Annotated in this window: 15 protein-coding genes; 7 read left to right on the plus strand and 8 right to left on the minus strand. The window is 63.5% G+C overall.

Annotated elements, in window-relative coordinates:
- The first annotated feature begins 208 nt into the window (after positions 1-208).
- A complete protein-coding gene (locus tag MUO32_RS00535) occupies positions 209-697 on the plus strand; it encodes a hypothetical protein (RefSeq protein WP_257946288.1) in 489 nt (162 codons plus the stop codon).
- A 346-nt stretch (positions 698-1043) separates the two neighbouring features.
- Here MUO32_RS00535 and MUO32_RS00540 read toward each other — a convergent pair whose 3' ends face one another.
- A complete protein-coding gene (locus MUO32_RS00540; RefSeq protein ID WP_257946289.1) occupies positions 1044-1664 on the minus strand; it encodes a pentapeptide repeat-containing protein in 621 nt (206 codons plus the stop codon).
- A 78-nt stretch (positions 1665-1742) separates the two neighbouring features.
- The gene (locus MUO32_RS00545) at positions 1743-2654 is read right to left on the minus strand and encodes a LysR family transcriptional regulator (RefSeq protein ID WP_374708572.1); all 912 of its coding nucleotides are present in this window, start codon (positions 2652-2654) and stop codon (positions 1743-1745) included.
- Between the two features lie 110 nt (positions 2655-2764).
- Between MUO32_RS00545 and MUO32_RS00550 the strand changes: the two genes are divergently transcribed.
- Positions 2765-3631 (plus strand): aldo/keto reductase family oxidoreductase, encoded by an 867-nt coding sequence (locus tag MUO32_RS00550; protein WP_257946291.1) that lies wholly within the window; start codon positions 2765-2767, stop codon positions 3629-3631.
- Positions 3632-3673: 42 nt separating this feature from the next.
- On the opposite strand, the gene MUO32_RS00555 is transcribed toward MUO32_RS00550, so the two are convergent.
- The 5 genes from MUO32_RS00555 to MUO32_RS00575 are packed head-to-tail and all read right to left on the minus strand — an operon-like array spanning position 3674 to position 8925.
- Positions 3674-4330: an SGNH/GDSL hydrolase family protein gene (locus MUO32_RS00555; RefSeq protein ID WP_257946292.1), complete on the minus strand. Its 657-nt coding sequence runs from the start codon at positions 4328-4330 to the stop codon at positions 3674-3676.
- 27 nt (positions 4331-4357) lie between these two features.
- Entirely contained in the window at positions 4358-5308 is a 951-nt protein-coding gene (locus MUO32_RS00560) for an ABC transporter permease (RefSeq protein WP_257946293.1), read from the minus strand.
- A gap of 2 nt (positions 5309-5310) precedes the next feature.
- Entirely contained in the window at positions 5311-6282 is a 972-nt protein-coding gene (locus tag MUO32_RS00565; protein ID WP_308311252.1) for an ABC transporter permease, read from the minus strand.
- Between the two features lie 13 nt (positions 6283-6295).
- Positions 6296-7789 carry a sugar ABC transporter ATP-binding protein gene (locus MUO32_RS00570; RefSeq protein ID WP_257946295.1) on the minus strand — a complete coding sequence of 498 codons (1494 nt, stop codon included), beginning with the start codon at positions 7787-7789 and terminating at the stop codon, positions 6296-6298.
- A gap of 59 nt (positions 7790-7848) precedes the next feature.
- Positions 7849-8925: an ABC transporter substrate-binding protein gene (locus tag MUO32_RS00575; RefSeq protein WP_257946296.1), complete on the minus strand. Its 1077-nt coding sequence runs from the start codon at positions 8923-8925 to the stop codon at positions 7849-7851.
- Between the two features lie 264 nt (positions 8926-9189).
- Between MUO32_RS00575 and MUO32_RS00580 the strand changes: the two genes are divergently transcribed.
- The 4 genes from MUO32_RS00580 to MUO32_RS00595 all read left to right on the plus strand — a co-directional run bounded on the left by MUO32_RS00580 (position 9190) and on the right by MUO32_RS00595 (position 14056).
- Positions 9190-9840 carry an SGNH/GDSL hydrolase family protein gene (locus MUO32_RS00580; protein ID WP_257946297.1) on the plus strand — a complete coding sequence of 217 codons (651 nt, stop codon included), beginning with the start codon at positions 9190-9192 and terminating at the stop codon, positions 9838-9840.
- A gap of 53 nt (positions 9841-9893) precedes the next feature.
- A complete protein-coding gene (locus tag MUO32_RS00585) occupies positions 9894-10967 on the plus strand; it encodes an ROK family transcriptional regulator (RefSeq protein ID WP_257947135.1) in 1074 nt (357 codons plus the stop codon).
- A 123-nt stretch (positions 10968-11090) separates the two neighbouring features.
- Positions 11091-11984: a DMT family transporter gene (locus tag MUO32_RS00590; RefSeq protein WP_257946298.1), complete on the plus strand. Its 894-nt coding sequence runs from the start codon at positions 11091-11093 to the stop codon at positions 11982-11984.
- A 116-nt stretch (positions 11985-12100) separates the two neighbouring features.
- Positions 12101-14056: a methyl-accepting chemotaxis protein gene (locus MUO32_RS00595; protein WP_257946299.1), complete on the plus strand. Its 1956-nt coding sequence runs from the start codon at positions 12101-12103 to the stop codon at positions 14054-14056.
- Between the two features lie 51 nt (positions 14057-14107).
- Here MUO32_RS00595 and MUO32_RS00600 read toward each other — a convergent pair whose 3' ends face one another.
- Positions 14108-15115: a magnesium and cobalt transport protein CorA gene (locus tag MUO32_RS00600; RefSeq protein WP_257946300.1), complete on the minus strand. Its 1008-nt coding sequence runs from the start codon at positions 15113-15115 to the stop codon at positions 14108-14110.
- A 337-nt stretch (positions 15116-15452) separates the two neighbouring features.
- On the opposite strand from MUO32_RS00600, the gene MUO32_RS00605 reads away from it, so the two are divergent.
- Positions 15453-16493, plus strand: coding sequence for a glutamine synthetase beta-grasp domain-containing protein (locus MUO32_RS00605; RefSeq protein ID WP_257946301.1), 1041 nt, complete (start codon positions 15453-15455; stop codon positions 16491-16493).
- Positions 16494-16519 lie beyond the last annotated feature (26 nt).

Genomic DNA, 16519 nt, shown 5'->3' on the forward strand with positions numbered 1-16519 from the left:
CATTGCTCGTGACGTCTCGAAAAGAGGCATGGTTGCATCGCGCGACGTCGGCGGCAGGCCGATATCTCGCATTCGATTCAAATTTTCAGGCGGCTGATGAGACTTTATCGACTGCAATGCACCTCGCAATCATGAGTACCTTGGATCGAGCGGCGAGCCCGCTACGGTCTGCACGGCTCCATGACGGGGCCGATTCGAGGAAATGAACATGCCCCTGCGACGCTTCCGCCCGCCCTTGCCAGAACTGCCGCCCATCGAACGCCTGGCGCGCGCGATCCGCAACATAGACAGGCGTCTCGAACAGGCCCGCCGCGCGAACCAGCCTGCTCCGCTCAGCGCATACCGCGCCCGCCGCATCCTGCAGGAAGCGCTGCAGCGCTGCCGGGAGACGGGGAACGTCGCGCAGACGGCTGCGCATCGATGGTGCAGGGCTTCTTCGGAGCCGTGCGAAACAAGCATTCCTGTTGCGGACGGTGAGCCTCAAGATTTCAGGGGTTGCCATGACGCCACGTTGGAGACAGATTTGCCTGCTCGCGAATGCAATCGCGACAAGCGTGCCTATGAGGGGAAGAGTATGGCGTATGATTGGACCGGCGAGTCGACCCGAAAGCGCAACCGCCTGAAGCTGGCTTCCGCCGTGTTTTTCAGCCTGATCATCGTCGTGGCCCTGCCGATCGCCGTTACGCCCTTTCTTTGAGACCTCGGAACGGTAGCCACACCCATGGGCGTCGTCGAAAGGCGATTCTTCACACTTTTCCTGCGAAGCTCCGCGAGCAGGGAAGACAGCCCAGCGTTCCGATCTCCCAAAAGAAGCGCTTACTCGAATCCAATCCACCTATGATGGCATCATCCCGCGTGAAAAACCGCGTCGCTGGCAGGCGGTGGCGATCGAGCGGCTTGCCGCGCAAGGGCACGATATCGACGTGCTCGCCCGGGCGGTGACACTGCTCACGTCGCTCGTGCGGGCCTTTGCCGAGGGGCGCCTCACGCCGCTTGGCACGCCAGCGCCAGCAGGCGGCAAGACGGATTTTACCCGCGAAGAATCACTTCAATCGCACGTCAAAACCAAAAGCCTCGGCGATGACGATCGTCTGGTCGATCGTGATGATCGCATCCTTCAGGTGGACATTGACCGGGTCGATGGCGCTGAGGTCGCTGCCCCGGAGATCGCAGGCGGTGAAGTCCGCGCCGTGTAGCCACGCACCGGAGAGATCGACGTCGCACATCGAGCCGCCTTTGCAGAAGGCGCCCGTGAGATCGGCTTCGCGCAGGCGCGCGCCCTTGAAGACGGCGCGACCGAGTACGGCGCCCGGCAAGCCGGTAAAGGACCAGTCGCCGCCCGAAACCTGCATCTGGTCGAAATCACAGGCATCGAACATGCTGCCGACCAGCTTGCATTCGGTGAAACGGCTGTCGAAGAACCGACAGGAAATGAAGGTGCAATTGACGAAGGCGCTCGCCTGATGCGACGAGGCATTGAAGCGGGCACGGCGGAAGATACATTCGTGGAAGACCACGCCGAGCGTCTGCGCCTCGCTCATGTCGAGATCGGCGAACAGCGTCTTCTCATGGCGCTCGCGCTCGATCTGTCGGCCATACCAGTCCGCGCCGGCAATGGTGACATCGGTCTTCGGCGGTGCCTCGCCATATCGTCTTTCTGCCATCGTCGTCCGCCTGGTGATTCTTCGCGATCACGATAGGCGCAACGCACAGGCCGATGAAGGAAAAACCGATCCGGATACTCAGTCCTCGGGAAGAGCCTTTATGAAATCGATAAACGCGCGCAAGGGCGCCGGCACAAGCCTGCGGCCGGGATAATAGAGAAACGGGCCGGAAAAGCTTTGCCACCAGGGTTCGAGCACCGGTTCCAGCGCACCGCTTTCGAAATACGGTCGCAGCCAGTCCTCGAAGAGGGACACGACCCCCGTGCCTGCAATCGCGGCGGCGACGCCGAGATCCGAACCGCCGCCAGCCTGCACGACGAGTGCGACCGGCGGATCGACGCGCACCAGCTCGCCGTCACGCTCGAATTCCCAGGGCGTGATGGCCCGGCCGGCAAAACGGCCGCGGATACAGGTGTGCGCCAACAGGTCTCGCGGATGCTCCGGCTTGCCATGGGCAGCCAGATAGGCGGGCGAAGCTCCACTTGCAAAACGCTGCAGGCGCGGGCCGATCGGTACGGCGATCATGTCCTGCTCCAGTCGTTCGTCGTAGCGGATGCCGGCATCGCAGCCGGCGGTGACGATATCGACGAAATTTTCGTCGGTCATGATTTCCAGCCGGATATCCGGGTAAGCCGCCAGAAAGGGCGGTACGATGCGCGGCAGAACCAGCCTGGCGGCACTGACGGGAACATTGAGTTTCAACCTACCGGCCGGGCGACCCAGCGTATCCTTCACGGAGGCGAGTGCGGCATCGATTTCACCGAAGGCCGGGGCGAGCCGTTCCAGGAGACCGCGTCCCGCCTCCGTCGGCACGACGCTGCGCGTGGTGCGGTTGAGAAGGCGCACGCCCAACCGGGTTTCCAACCGCCGCACCGCGTCGCTGAGGACGGAGGCGCTGGCCCCGCCAATCCGCGCCGCCTCGCGAAAACCGCCGGCGCGGGCAACGGCGAGGAAGGCGCCAAGATCTTCCATGTCGGGTTTGCTGCTCATCATCGCCTCGATCACTGTCCGAAAATCCGAACGGCCCATACGGATTATAGCCAATTATCATGACGCTGAAACAGCCCTATCTCCAGCCTCGCAATCAAAGGAGATGGATCATGCCCAATCTTGAAAAATCCGGTGTCTTCACGCTTGGCGACCGTCAGGTGAAGCGCTTGGGCTACGGCGCCATGCAGCTCGCCGGCAAAGGCGTCTTCGGCCCGCCGAGAGACCGCGCGGAAGCCGTCGCGGTGCTGCGCGCGGCCGTCGAAAATGGTGTCGATCATATCGACACGAGCGATTTCTACGGCCCCCATGTCACCAACCAGATCATCCGCGAGGCGCTGCATCCCTATGCGGACAACCTTACGATCGTCACCAAGGTCGGTGCGACGCGCGGGGCCGATGCTTCGTGGAACCCGGCCTTCTCGAAGGAAGCCTTGACCGAAGCGGTGCACGACAACCTGCGCAATCTCGGCCTCGACGTCATCGATGTCGTCAACCTGCGCGCCATGTTCGACGTGCATGGCCCAGCTGAGGGATCGCTGGAAGAGCCGCTCTCGGTGCTGGCCGATCTGCAGCGCCAGGGCCTCATCCGGCATATCGGCCTGTCGAACGTGACGGCCAGGCAGATCGCCGACGGGCGCAAGATCGCTGATATCGTCTGCGTGCAGAACCAGTACAACCTCGCCCATCGCAACGACGATGCGCTGATCGGTCAACTGGCGGCAGAGGGGACGGCCTATGTGCCCTTCTTCCCGCTCGGCGGCTTCTCGCCGCTGCAATCCTCGACGCTATCTGCCGTCGCCGGCCGGCTCGAACACACGCCGATGCAGGTGGCGCTTGCCTGGCTTCTGCAACGCGCGCCCAACATCCTGCTGATTCCCGGCACCTCGTCGCGGATCCACCTTCAGGAAAATCTCACCGTGGCCGACATCGTCCTGCCGGCCGATGCCGTGGCGGAACTCGACGCAATCGCCGGCTAGAAGAATGCCACTCCGGCAAGGGAGGCACCGGAGTGGCTTCGCTCAGAACAGTGCCACGACCTTGTCCGCGATGGCGTGTCCGAGCTTGATGTTGGTTTCGGCGGAAAAATGGATGCCGTCGACGCCGTCGGTGGCGACGTGGTCGCCGGCGGCGAGAAACTCGACCTTGGTGAAATCGGCGAGTGCCTTGTAGAGGCCGGAAAGCTCTTTCGACTTCTCATAGCCACCGCCGAACATGCCTTCGAACCACGGATCAGGCATCGGCGCGAGCGGCGGCGGGGCAACGACCAGCACTTTGGGCGCCGGATAGGGCGTGCCGACACCGCCCGCCGACGTCAGAACCTGTCCGACCAGCTTGCCCATGCCATTGGCGATCTCATAGGGCGTGCGGTGGAAATAGGACTTCGTGTCGTTCGTGCCGAGCATGAGGATGACGAGATCGAGCGGCAGGTGGCTGGCGAGCGCCGAAGGAAGATAGGCGCTGCCGTTCAACCGAGCGTCGTTCGGGTCGTCGAGGCTGGTGGTACGGGCGCTGAGACCCTCCTCGATGATATGGTATCCCTCGCCAAGCCGTGCGGCCATGGCTCCGGTCCAGCGCTGCTCATAGGGGTAGCGCAGCGTGGGCGCGGATTCCTTCACGGGAATCCAGCCCCAGGTCAAAGAATCTCCAAAGCACAGGATTGAGCGCTTTTCGGCCATTTAGTCCTCCTTGAATGGCTGTTGATGTCACTTGCCGGCGCGAAGGCCGTAAAAGATGGCGGCGAACAGGATGATCAGCCCCTGGGCGACGAGTTTCCCCGCATCGCCCACGCCGAACATCGTCATCACGACGAAGAGGAAGGCGAAGCAGAGCACGCCGAAGAACGGCCCCCAGACGCCACCCTCGCCGCGCCCGAACACCACGCCGCCGAGAATGGTCGCGGCGACCGACAGGATCGGCAGATCGAGCCCGACGCGCACGCTCCCGACGGCGATGGAGGCCGTCTGCACGAGTGCGGCAATCGCGGCCATCAGGCCGGCAATCGTGTGGGCAAGGATGACTGTGCGCTCGACCGGCACGCCGGAAAAATGCGCGGCCGGCATGCTTTCGCCGACTGCGGCGACAAAGCGGCCGAAGACGGTCTGCGACAGGAGCAGTGCCATCAGTGCCGTGAGCGCGATCCAGAACAGGACAGGGCTCGGCAGCCCGGCAAAACGGGTATTGAATAGGTCCGCGAAGATTTTCGGCACATCGCCCGGCGGCTTGCCGCTCGACAGGTATTGCACGAAACCCACCAGGACGATGGAAAGCGCCAGCGTGACGATGACCGCAGAAACCCGACGCTTGGCCACCATCACGCCGTTGAAGAGGCCGATGGCAAGGCCCGTCGCCAGCGCCAGCACGATGTAGAAGCCGAGCGAGGCGCCGGGGAACATGCCGGACGAAATGCAGTAATTGATGAGAAGGATGACGCCGCCGCCCGAGAGGTCGATCGACTTTACCCGCATCACCAGCAGCTGCCCGAGCACGAGAATGCCGAGCGGCACGACCTGCCGCACGAAGACGCCGAGCACATTGGCGTTCAGCATCTGCGGGCGCGTCACGAAGAGGATCACCAGCAGCGCGACGAGCAGGTAGTAGGATGGCGGAACCCTGGAAATGCGCCGGAACAGGGACGAGTTGACGAGAGCCGACATGATCAGAGTCCGATCTTTTTGCGCGACTGGAGCGCGACGACGGCCATGAGCAGGATGCCCTTGATCGCCGTCTGGACGAAAGGCGTGACGTTGAGCAGGTTCATGCCGTTGGAGAGCAGAGCCAGCACCGCGACACCAATGACCGTGCCATGCAGGCTGCCGACGCCGCCCGATAGCTGCGTGCCGCCGATCGCGACCGCTGTGATCGCATCGAGTTCCATCAGCAGGCCGACATTCGGATCGCCCGAGACGATGCGCCCCGCCAGGAACACGCCGGCAAGCGCGGCGAACAGCGAGCAGACGACGTAGGCCAGCAGGATGTTGCGGCTGGCCGGGATGCCGAAATTGCGCGCGGCATCGTCAGAGCCGGAAGCTACACCGCCGCCGATCGCGAAGAGATGCAGGCCGTAGCGCGAGCCGTAGAGCAGCTTCCAGGCGACGAGGATCGTGACGATGCCCCAGAAGACCGGCAGCGGCAGGCCGAAGATCGAGCCCTCGACCAGCCAGCGCACGCCATCCGGCACCGCGCCCCCCGAAACCGGGCGCAGCACGCGCGTGATGCCGAGCACGACATATTGCATGGAGAGCGTGGCGACGATCGGATGCACGTTGAGCCGCGTGACACAGTAGCCGTTGGTCGCGCCGATCAGCCCGGCGAGCAGAAAGACGCTGGGGATGGTAACGTAGCCCGGCAAATCGAGCGCGAGGATCGCCGTCGTAAAGCTGACGACGGAGCCGATGGACAGATCCAGCCCGCCGACGAGCACGACGAACATCTGCCCGACTGCCGTAATCAGCAGTGGCATTCCCTGCGCGACGAGATTGGCAAGATTGCTCCATTGAGCGAACTGGCTGGTGGCGACCGCGAGCCACAACACCATGGCAAGCGCGATGATGAGCGGCAGTAGCCAGAGGCCTTGCCGGCTGCCGCGGCCGGTGAGCAGTTTTCCGAAGGTGGAAGAAGGGTTCATCAGGCTTTCCAATCCGTCATGCGCTGAGCGCCGCGTCGAGAATGCCGTGCTCGGTCGCATCCGAAGCCCGCATTTCCGATACGATCGTGTTGCCGTGGATCACATAGAGGCGATCGCAGAGGCCAATGAGCTCCACCGTTTCCCGCGACAGCAGCAGCACGGCGCCACCCGCCTTCGCGAAATCGCGCAGGATGCGATAGATTTCCGCCTTGGCGCCAACATCGACGCCGCGCGTCGGTTCCTCGATCAGAAGAAGGTCGGCATCGGTCGCCAGATAGCGGCCGAGCAGCACCTTCTGCTGATTGCCGCCGGAGAGCGCGCCGACCGCGGCTGACGGTCCGGACGCCTTGACGTTCAGCCGGCGCATGGTCTCGGCGACGACGGCACCGTAGCGTTTCGCCGCCTTCAGCGCCGGTCGAGCGGCATGCAGCGCCGTGACGATGTTCTGGCCAACGGAATGGCCGAGGAACAGGCCCTCGTCCTTGCGATCCTCCGGCACGAAGGCTCCGCCGAGCGCCTGCCAGCGCCGCACGCCGCTTTCCTTCGACACGGGAAGCCTGATGGTCTCTCCGCGCCGGGAGACCGTTCCTTCGGCCGGCGCGAACTGACCGACCAGCGCTCGCAGCGCCTTCTGCTGGCCCTGCCCTTCGAGCCCGGCAAAACCGACGATCTCTCCCTTCTTCACCGTGAAGGAGAAGGGTTTGGAATCCATCCGAAGCCGAAGCCCCGACACGGAGAGCGCCGCGGCACCCTCGCCTTCACCGCGCTCGGGAAAAAGATCTTCCAGCTCTCGCCCGACCATCATCGCGATCAGCGAGGCCGGCGTCATCTCCGAGAGCGGTCGGGTGCCGACCCGCTGGCCATCCTTCAGCACCGTCACCACGTCGCAGATGGCAAAGATCTCGTCCATGCGGTGGGAGATGTAGACGATGGCCTTGCCGGTGTCGCGCAATGTCCGGATATGCCGGTTGAGAACCTCGACATCGGCGGCATTCAGCGCGGCCGTCGGTTCGTCGAGGATGAAGACATCGGCGTCCGCATCGATACCGTGGGCGATCTCGACAAACTGGCGTTCGGCGATGGAAAGTTCCGACACCAGCGTGTCGGGATCGAGCGTCAGGCCGAGGCGGGCGAGCGCGCCCTTTGTCTCGTCGCGCATGCGCCGCCGGTCGATGCCACCAAGGCGACCGATCGGTTCGCGGCCCAGGAACATGTTTTCCGCAATCGTCATATTGGGCAGCAGCGACAGTTCCTGGAACACCGTGGATATGCCGGCTTCAAGTGCTGCGCGCGGGTTGGCGAAGCTGACGGCCCGGCCAGCGCGAAGAATCTCGCCGCTGTCAGGCTGGTGCACGCCGGCAAGGATCTTCATCAGCGTCGATTTGCCGGCACCGTTTTCGCCCATCAGCGCGTGTACGGTGCCCGGAGCCAGCGCCAGCGACACGCCACGCAGCGCGACGCTGCCGCCGAACGCTTTTGAGATTCCGGTCATTTCAATGAGATGCGACATGGATTTCCCCTACCGGACAACGGGAGGCAGGCAGATGTCCGCCTCCCGTAACGATCCGCCTACTGCTTGGCGTAGAACTCTTTGAGCTGTTCTTCAGAGAGTTCCGACGGCCACCAGACATTGGCCGACAGGTCGTCGCGGTAGTATTTCTTGACCTTCTCGATATCCCAGCCCGGCGGGTTGTAGTCGTAGTGCTTGTGGAGCGCCTTGCCTTCCAGAAGAGCGACCGCAGCGCGGATGCCGGCAGCGCCCTGCGCGGGGCTGTATTCCGACGAGACCGACTTGAAGCCGTCGGCGATCCACTGGCCGAAGAAGCCGTTGTTGCCCTCGCCGGATATCGGCGGGATGGCGGCGCCGAACTGCTTGAAGACGTCGACGCAGGCGCGCGTCATGTCCGCGCCCGACGACCAGATGCCGGCGACATTCGGGTCGTTGAGGTAAAGCGTCTCGCAGACCTTCTTGGCCTTGTCATACTGCCAGTCGCCGTGCTCCTCGGCGGTGATCTTGATCTCGCTGCCTTCAAGCGACTGCTTGAGACCATTGTAGCGGTTGGTATCTTCCGGATGGCCGGCAAGACCACGCAGCACCCAGATGTTGCCCTTGCCGCCGAGTTCCTTGACGAGGAAATCGCCCATGACCTTGCCGAAATGCTCGGCGCCGCCCTGGATTTCCGTCGTATAGGCCTCGGATTCGATGCGGCCGGTGTGCAGCACGACCGGGATACCCGCCGCGATGGCCTTCTCGATGCTGGCATTGGCGGAGGTCGACGTCACCGGCTGGACGATGATCGCATCCACCTTCTGCGCGATCAGGTCCTCGATGTCGGCGACCTGCTTTTTCTGGTCGAAACCGGCATCGAGCAGAACGAACTTGGTGATGCGCTTGTCGCGGTCGGCAGCGGCCTGCGCCTCATGCGCCACCTGCACGGTCCAGGTGTTGGCGTTGACGCCAAAACTGCTCATGCCGATGACCCAGGGCGCGTCCTTCTTGTACTTGCCCTCTTCCACCGTCGGGTTGTTCTCCGCACGGATCGTGACGCCCTCGAGCAGCGGCGCCTCCTGCGCAAAACCGTTCGTAGCGAAGACCACACCGGCCAACAGAACCGACAGGCCTATTTTCTTGATGATGCTGCTCATACTTCTCCTCCAAAAGCTGGCGTCCACAAGGGGGAAGGTCGGCCGGAAGACATGCGGCATCGACAGCCCGTGACGCATGTCCGGTGCTCGTGCACAGCCTTTGAAACGACCTGAAACTCTCCTCCGACCGACACAAAACCACTGGCGCTTTCGGCTGTCAATAGTTATTCAGACTGAATGAATAATCGACCATCCTTGCAAATCGCCCCTCCGGATGCGAAGTCTCAACCCGAAAAGCGGGCATGCGGCCCGGTGGAGGAGACAGTGGCGCGAACCGTTCTATGCTTCGGGGATTCCAACACGCACGGCCAGATTCCCGGTCGGGGGCCGCTTGAACGCTATCGCCGCGAACAGCGGTGGGGTGGTGTCCTGGAAGGCCTGCTCGGCCCGGGCTGGCAGATCATCGAAGAGGGGTTGAGCGGTCGCACGACGGTTCATGACGACCCGATCGAGGGCGCGCTGAAGAACGGCCGCACCTATCTGCGCCCCTGCCTGCAAAGCCACACGCCGCTCGACCTCATCATCATCATGCTCGGCACCAACGACCTGAAGCGGCGCTTCAACATGCCGCCATCGGAGGTCGCCATGGGCATAGGCTGCCTCGTGCACGATATCCGCGAGCTTTCGCCCGGCCCCGCCGGGCACGATCCGGAAATCATGATCGTCGCCCCGCCGCCGATGCTGGACGATCTTCGCGAGTGGGAATCGATCTTCTCCGGCGCGCAGGAAAAATCCCGCAAGCTTGCGCTGGAGTTCGAGATCATGGCGGATTCGCTGGAAGCGCATTTCTTCGATGCCGGCACGGTCTGCCAATGCTCGCCAGCCGATGGTTTCCATATCGACGAGGCGGCGCATCGCCAGCTCGGCGAAGCGCTTGCGCAGGAGGTTCTGGCGATCGGGTGGGCCGATGCGTAATCTCTGCCGCCGGATCATCACCCTTTCAGGGAAGGATCGCCGCCTTGCCTGATATGCGTTTCGCGCCGCCCAACCCGCTTCGCATCGCCGACCGCGCCAGCGGCCTCAATTCGTTGAGCGTGCGCAGCCACAACGAACGTCTCGTCCTCTCGCTGCTCCTGCAAAACGAGGCGACGACCCGTCTCGAAATCGGCGAGAAGACCGGCCTTTCGGCCCAGACCATCTCCGTCATCGTGCGCTCGCTCGAACAGGAAGGCCTGGTCGTGCGCGGCGAGGCGCAGAAGGGCCGTGTCGGCCCGCCGACCACGCCGCTGATGCTCAATTCCGAAGGCGCCTATTCCGTCGGGGTCAGCGTCGGCTATCGCAATACCCATATCGTCGTCGTCGATTTCATCGGCAATGTGCAGCATCAGCGCGTGATGCCGCACAAGACCGCCGATACGTTCGATGCACCGGAAGCGCTGGCGCTCGAAATCCACCAGGCGATCGCGGGACTTTCGCAAAGCCGGCAGACGCGCATCGCCGGCGTCGGCCTGGCTCTGCCCACCCCGCCGATCCGCTCCGGGCCGGACCATGACGTTCTGCACCGCTATCTGGAGGCCGAGCTTGGCCTTCCCGTCTTCGTGCAGAACGACATCACGGCCGCGGCCGGCGGCGAAAGCCTGTTCGGCACGGCGCGGCAACTGCAGGACTTCCTGTTCTTCTATCTCGGCGCCCGGCTGCACGGGCGGCTCGTGCTCAACCACCAGATCTACAACGGCAACTCTCCCCTGAGCTACGATGTCGGCGTGCTCGCGCTGGAACGCGCCTTGCCGCCGGGTGATGCGGCTGCGGAAAAACTTTGGGGCCAGGATCACGCCTGGCCGTCCATGGGGCCACAGCTTGCCACCTGGCAGCAGGCCTGCGCGGAAAGCCTCGTTCAGCTCACCCAATCGCTGCTGCAATTCATCGAACTGAAGACCGTCGTTCTCTCGTCCTTCGTTCCCGCCGATATCTGTGCCGCACTCTGCATGCTCATTCGGCAGGAAATCCCCTCGGTGAACGCCGTCGTGGGCAGGACCTCCGCGGCCCCGAAAGCCGTCGGCGCTGCGAGCCTTCCCTTCAGCTCCCGCTTCATGGTGAACTGACGATCTCGCCACGCAACAGAAGCCTGTTGATCCAGCGTTGCGGCTCTGGACGAAAGCCGCTCGATCGCGCTTTAACGGAGCGGACGGAACGCCGCTTCCGGGCTGCCTACCGATCGGACTGCAATGCCAATTCATGAACTTGCCGCGCTCGGCGCCGCGACCTGCTGGGCCCTGACGGGGCTGATCTCGGCAGGCCCTGCCGGTCATCTCGGCGCGCCGACCTTCAACCGCGTTCGCCAGATTTTCGTCACGGGGCTGCTGACGATCTACGTGATCGTCACGGGAACATGGCGCGAGCTGGATATGGCGACGGTCGGTCCTCTGCTGCTTTCGGGCTTCATCGGCATTTTCATCGGCGACACCCTGCTTTTTTCCGCGCTCAACCGGCTGGGACCGCGCCGTTCCGGCATTCTCTTCGCGCTGAACGCGCCGATCGCGGCGCTGCTCGGCTGGCTGGTGCTGGACGAGGCGCTGCCGCCCCTCGCCCTCGCGGGCATCGCACTGACGGCATCGGGCGTCTTCCTCGCCATCATCTTCGGCAAGCGCCGGGCACAGATGCACGAATGGGAGACGATCAAGGGGCCGCTCTCGGTCGGCGTGCTGCTGGGCCTTGGTGCGGCAACAGGCCAGGCCATCGGTTCGATCATCGCGCGTCCGGTCATGGAAACCGGCCTCGACCCTTTCGTCGCCTCGCTGCTGCGCGTCGGCGTCGCGGCCGCCTGCCTCAGCGTGATGGCGCAGCTACCCATAGCCTCCGTCAAGCCGAAAGGGCCGTTGACACCAAAGGTCCTTGCTATGACCGCGCTTACCGGCGTTACGGCTCTTGCCATCGGCATGACGCTGCTGCTGTTCGCGCTTTCGGGCGGCAAGGTCGGCATCGTCTCGACGCTCTCGGCCACCTCGCCCGCCATTATCCTGCCGATGCTGTGGCTGCGGACCGGTGAACGCCCCGCTGCCGGCGCGTGGGCGGGTGCCGCTCTCGTCATCCTCGGCATGGGCCTGATCTTTATTCGCTGATGCTTATTGATGCCAAAGTGTGAAAACTGCCTTGCCGATTGAGGGGTAAAAATTTAAGCGAAATCTAACGGTCACCGCCTACCAAAGGAGCAGTTTCTCCAGCTTAGGCCGCCGCCATGCGCAATATTCCTGTTATCGGCAAGTTCCTCGTCATCCTCTGCGCCTTTGGTTTGTTTGTTGCTGGCGTGACAGCCTACAGCACCTGGCGCATCGCCTTCATCGATACGTCCTATTCCTCGCTGCTGGACGAAGATTCCGCCGCGACACTGATGTTGGCCCGGGCAAGCCGCAGTCTCGTTTCCATCCGCTCCGCCATCGCAGACCTGCTGATGGCGCGCACGCCGGAGGAGACAACAGCGGCCGCCGCGGACATAAAATTGAGCGAAGGCTTCTTCACCAAGCAGATGGACACGGCGATTGCCGCAGCACCCGGCAACGAGCGGATCAACGCGATCAAGGTTGCAGCGCTCGACGCGCTGAACGGCCATTGCGCCGCCGTCGTAACGGCCGCCACCGCCGCGCTCGACGAGGGCTCGATCAAGCGTACACACGATGACTTCGCCACATCCTGCAAACCGGCCTTCACCGCCGTCATCGCCGCCATAACCGATGAGATCGGCAAGATCACCACAGCCACCGAAACCCGTCAGACGACCCTGGTGGAAGCCACGCGAACAACCATCCTCACGACGGTCCTGGCCGTCATCATCGGCCTTGCCGTGATGCTCGTCGCAGGGTTCTTCGCCGTGCGCGCCTGGATCGCCCGACCGCTCAACGCGCTTGCCGGCACCATGACCACGCTCGCCAATGGCGATCTCGACGTTGCGATTGCCGAAACCGAACGCCGTGACGAAGTGGGCAGCATGGCCCGCGCCGTACAGGTCTTCAAGGACAACGGCCTGCGCACCCGCGCACTCGAAGCCTCGTCCGAAGCCCAGCGCGGCGCGGCGGAAGCCGAGCGCGCACGCAGCGCCGAGATCGATCGCGGGCGCGCCGCAGCCATGGCTGAGGCGACCGACGGCCTTGCGAGAGGGCTGAAGCGCATGGCCGACGGCGATCTCGGCTGCGAGCTGACGCAATCCTTTGCCCCGGAGTTCGAGGCGCTTCGCCAGGATTTCAACGCCGCCGTCGGCCAGTTGCGCACCGCGTTGCAATCTGTTTCCGAAGCCACCGGCTCCATCGACAGCGGCTCTCGGGAACTCAGCCAGGCCGCCAACGATCTGTCACGTCGCACAGAACAGCAGGCCGCAGCCCTCGAAGAGACCGCCGCGGCCCTCGACGAGATCACCGCCAATGTTTCCAATTCCTCCAAGCGCGCCGAAGAGGCGCGGGCGAAGGCCCTGGAAGCCACGGGCTCGGCCGACCTGTCCACCAAGGTCGTCTCGGACGCCGTATCGGCCATGCAGCGCATCGAGGAATCCTCGCGCCAGATTTCCAACATCATCGGCGTCATCGACGAAATCGCCTTCCAGACCAACCTGCTGGCGTTGAATGCCGGCGTGGAAGCGGCGCGTGCCGGCGAAGCCGGCAAGGGGTTTGCGGTCGTCGCCCAGGAGGTGCGCGAGCTTGCCCAACGTTCCGCCCAGGCGGCGAAAGAAATCAAGGAGTTGATCCGTCATTCGGCCACGGAAGTCCAAGGCGGCGTGCGCCTTGTGACGGAAACCGGCGATGCGCTGAAGATCATCGGCCAGCATGTCAACGATATCAACGGCCAGCTGAACGCCATCGCCACCTCGGCGCGCGAACAATCGATCGGCCTTGCCGAGGTCAACGCCGCCGTCAACCAGATGGACCAGACGACGCAGCAGAATGCCGCCATGGTCGAACAGTCGACGGCCGCCAGCGCCTCGCTCGCCACGGAAGCCGAACGGCTGCGCCAGCTCGTCGGCCAGTTCCAGGTCGCTGCGGTATCCAGCCAAGCTTCGGCACCTGCAAGGGCCCCGATCGCGGCAGCGAATACAGCTTCGCGCCACGTCCCTTCACCGGCACGGCGCATGGTCGGCAGGATCGCGAGCGCCTTCGGTGGTGCAGCAGCCGCTCCGGCTGTCGAAGCGGGGTGGGACGAGTTCTAGGGAAAACCACCGTCTCGCCGGAGCACTCCGCTTCGGCGAGAATGATCACCCTCACAACCAGCCGTTCTTGCGAAACCTCCAATAGAGGAAGGTGCAGGTCGCTATGATGGCGGTGAGCACCATCGGATAGCCGTACGCCATCCGCAGCTCCGGCATATCGTTGAAATTCATTCCGTAGATGCCGGCAAGCGCTGTCGGCACGGCGAGGATCGCCGCCCAGGAGGCGAGCTTCTTGGAAATCGCCGTTTCCTGGCTCTGGCCGACCAGAAGGCTCGCCTCGAAGGCGAAGGCCAGCACCTCGCGCAGGCTGTCGATCTTTTCCTGCACCGTGCGGATATGATCGGTCACATCGCGAAACAGCGGATGCAAGGCTGCCTGAATTTGCGGCAGGTCGGAACTCGTCAGACGGCGGCACACTTCCACCAGCGGCAGTGCGGCGTTGCGCAGGCGCAGAAGGTCGCGCCGCATCATGTAAAGCCGTTCGATCTCCGGCCCCGTCATCGGCTTGAGGAGCACCTTGTCCTCGATTTCCTCGACCTCGTATTCGAGCTGCTCCAGCACCGGCATGTAATTGTCGACGATAAAATCGAGGATGGCATAGAGCACGAAGTCCTCGCCCTTCGCCAGCGAATGCGGGCAGCTCTCCCAATGCTGGCGGACGGTGGCATAGGAGGTCGAGGGACCGTGCCGCACGCTGACGATATAGCCCTTGCCGACAAAGAGATGCGTTTCGCCGAAGATGACGCGGCGTTCGATCAACTGCGCTGTGCGCGCCACGATGAACAGCGCATCGCCATATTGCTCCAGCTTGGGGCGCTGGTGCGGGTGTTCTGCGTCTTCGATGGCCAGATCATGCAGACTGAACTGCGCCTGCACGCGCAGCAGAAGCTCGCGGCTCGGCTCCAGCAGGCCGATCCAGACGACATGCCCTTCCTTCGCCGCCCAGGCGCCGGCCTCCTCGATGGGAATATCGGCAATGCGCCGGCCGGCCGCGTAGACGCTTGAGGCGACGATCCCCTCTTGCGCCGGGGCGGGCGCGAAGTTGCGGACATGATCCATCATCACCTCCCGTCTGCAAGCGCGTCACCGGTACGGCGGGCGGGCAGGTCGCTAATTTAGCGCAGATTCGCAAACGGTTCGAGGGAAAGCTTGATCTTTGCCAGGTGCCTGTGCCGCTCTGCCTGTTCTCTCACAACGTGTCGCCTATTTTTTGAGCAGTCCGCCTCTTCCTTGCGCGAAACAACTCCCGCAAGACATCGACTGGCACGGCAAAGGCGAAAATTCGGCCGGTTTTTACGCCAATCTCAAACTGGCACGGCACATGCATATGACAGCTCAGTGACTGTCGGAGAGGATGCCCGGCGGTCTTGGAACCAGCGTCACGTGAGAGAACGAAATGACTAAGTTTAAGCTCGAATACATCTGGCTCGATGGCTACAAGCCCACCCCGAACCTGCGCGGCAAGACCCTGATCAAGGAATTCGACGCTTTCCCGACGCTCGACCAGCTCCCGCTCTGGGGCTTCGACGGCTCCTCCACCCTGCAGGCCGAAGGCTCGAGCTCCGATTGCGTGCTGAAACCCGCCGCGGTCTATCCCGACCCGGAGCGCAAGAATGGCGTTCTCGTGCTCTGCGAAGTCATGATGCCCGACGCCAAGACGCCGCATGCGTCCAACACGCGCGCCTCGATCCTCGACGACGACGGCGCCTGGTTCGGCTTCGAGCAGGAATACTTCTTCTACCAGAACGGCCGCCCGCTCGGCTTCCCGGATGCCGGCTTCCCCGCTCCGCAGGGCCCGTATTACTGCGGCGTCGGCTTCAGCAATGTCGGCGGTCTCGCCCGCAAGATCGTCGAGGAACATCTCGACATCTGCCTGGCTGCCGGCATCAACCATGAAGGCATCAACGCCGAAGTCGCCAAGGGCCAGTGGGAATTCCAGGTGTTCGGCAAGGGTTCGCGCAAGGCCGCCGACGAGATCTGGCTTGCCCGCTACCTGCTGCAGCGCCTGACCGAGAAGTACGGCATCGACGTCGAATATCACTGCAAGCCGCTCGGCGACACCGACTGGAACGGCTCGGGCATGCATGCCAACTTCTCGACCGAATACATGCGCGAAGTCGGCGGCAAGGCCTATTTCGAAGACCTGATGGACGCGTTCGCCGAAGCCCGCGCCGACCACATCGCCGTTTACGGCCCGGACAACCACATGCGCCTCACCGGCAAGCACGAGACCGCCTCGATCCACCAGTTCAGCTATGGTGTGGCCGACCGCGGTGCCTCGATCCGCGTACCGCACAGCTTCGTCAACAACGACTACAAGGGCTATCTGGAAGACCGCCGTCCGAACTCGCAGGGCGACCCCTACCAGATCGCTTCGCAGATCCTGAAGACGATCGCCACGGTCCCGACCGACGTGGAAAACCGTCAGGCCGCTTAAGGCTTCCTTCGATCGCTGGAACAGAA

The sequence above is a fragment of the Shinella sp. CPCC 101442 genome (assembly GCF_024704725.1).
Classification (GTDB): Bacteria; Pseudomonadota; Alphaproteobacteria; order Rhizobiales; family Rhizobiaceae; genus Shinella.

What these genes read in the sequence shown, in the direction of transcription:
- MUO32_RS00595 (WP_257946299.1), top strand. Translation starts at nt 12,101, where the DNA reads ATGCGCAATATTCCTGTTATCGGCAAGTTCCTCGTCATCCTCTGCGCC.
- MUO32_RS00545 (WP_374708572.1), bottom strand. Translation starts at nt 2,654, where the DNA reads ATGAGCAGCAAACCCGACATGGAAGATCTTGGCGCCTTCCTCGCCGTT.
- MUO32_RS00535 (WP_257946288.1), top strand. Translation starts at nt 209, where the DNA reads ATGCCCCTGCGACGCTTCCGCCCGCCCTTGCCAGAACTGCCGCCCATC.
- MUO32_RS00600 (WP_257946300.1), bottom strand. Translation starts at nt 15,115, where the DNA reads ATGGATCATGTCCGCAACTTCGCGCCCGCCCCGGCGCAAGAGGGGATC.
- MUO32_RS00590 (WP_257946298.1), top strand. Translation starts at nt 11,091, where the DNA reads ATGCCAATTCATGAACTTGCCGCGCTCGGCGCCGCGACCTGCTGGGCC.
- MUO32_RS00575 (WP_257946296.1), bottom strand. Translation starts at nt 8,925, where the DNA reads ATGAGCAGCATCATCAAGAAAATAGGCCTGTCGGTTCTGTTGGCCGGT.
- MUO32_RS00560 (WP_257946293.1), bottom strand. Translation starts at nt 5,308, where the DNA reads ATGTCGGCTCTCGTCAACTCGTCCCTGTTCCGGCGCATTTCCAGGGTT.
- MUO32_RS00605 (WP_257946301.1), top strand. Translation starts at nt 15,453, where the DNA reads ATGACTAAGTTTAAGCTCGAATACATCTGGCTCGATGGCTACAAGCCC.
- MUO32_RS00585 (WP_257947135.1), top strand. Translation starts at nt 9,894, where the DNA reads ATGCGTTTCGCGCCGCCCAACCCGCTTCGCATCGCCGACCGCGCCAGC.
- MUO32_RS00570 (WP_257946295.1), bottom strand. Translation starts at nt 7,789, where the DNA reads ATGTCGCATCTCATTGAAATGACCGGAATCTCAAAAGCGTTCGGCGGC.
- MUO32_RS00555 (WP_257946292.1), bottom strand. Translation starts at nt 4,330, where the DNA reads ATGGCCGAAAAGCGCTCAATCCTGTGCTTTGGAGATTCTTTGACCTGG.
- MUO32_RS00540 (WP_257946289.1), bottom strand. Translation starts at nt 1,664, where the DNA reads ATGGCAGAAAGACGATATGGCGAGGCACCGCCGAAGACCGATGTCACC.
- MUO32_RS00550 (WP_257946291.1), top strand. Translation starts at nt 2,765, where the DNA reads ATGCCCAATCTTGAAAAATCCGGTGTCTTCACGCTTGGCGACCGTCAG.